This is a genomic window from Rhizobium sp. 268, assembly GCF_036571585.1.
GTDB classification, from domain to species: Bacteria; Pseudomonadota; Alphaproteobacteria; order Rhizobiales; family Rhizobiaceae; genus Rhizobium; species Rhizobium redzepovicii.
Genome location: NZ_JAPPSO010000071.1, coordinates 1 through 832, shown reverse-complemented (window position 1 = coordinate 832; position 832 = coordinate 1). Strand labels below are relative to the sequence as shown.

Genomic DNA, 832 nt, shown 5'->3' with positions numbered 1-832 from the left:
ATGACAGTTCCTATCAAACTCATCATGGTCTTGCGGAATCCCATGATGATTTCATCACGAATGCGGCTTGCTAATTCCACGAGATTGCGAAATCCTAGTGCCGACCGGGTTTACTTACGAAGAGGTGAAAAATGGCGGCAAAATCAAGACCGACAGCGGCCGACGTCGCAAGGCGTGCGGACGTTGGCGTGGCAACGGTCGATAGGGTTCTCAACGGCAGAGCCCCTGTGAGAAAGGAAACGGCCGATCGCGTCAGAGAGGCGGCCGAAGCTATCGGCTATCATGCGGTGCCCCTCATAAGACACCGGACGAACGCAAGGAACGTAAGGAACGTCCGACTTGGCTTCGTACTTCAGAAAGGGACGGATCCATTCTATCAGAATGTCGCTACTGGCCTTAGAAAAGAGCTTTCATCCAGACTTGACGTTAAGGGAAAGCCCGACATCGTTTTCGTGGATGACATCAGCGCGGAGTCGCTGGGGAAGAAAATCCTGGAGGTCGGATCGAGGACGGACGCGGTCGCGTTCGTAGCGATCGACCATCAGCTTGTCGTGTTAGCCGTTGATGAACTCAATCTCCGAAAGAAGCCCGTCTTCACTTTACTGTCGGGAATTTCGGCGAGCGGGGTCACCGGGTATATCGGTTTAGATAGCCGCAAGGTCGGCCGCACCGGCGCTTTCATCATCTCCAAGATGGCCGGAGCGAAAGGCAAAATTGCCACACTCGTGGGAAGTCATGGATACCTGGGGCAAGATCTCAGTGAGATGGGGTTTCGATCCTATTTCCGTGAAATAGGAGAAGAGGCCCGGTTGCTTGAAACAATTGTCAATTT

Annotated in this window: 1 protein-coding gene; it reads left to right on the top strand. The window is 53.2% G+C overall.

Features of this window, described 5'->3' with window-relative positions; genetic code table 11:
* Positions 1 to 131 precede the first annotated feature (131 nt).
* The coding region (locus OS035_RS33485) for a LacI family DNA-binding transcriptional regulator (protein WP_331815684.1) at positions 132 to 832 on the top strand (701 nt) is incomplete at its 3' end.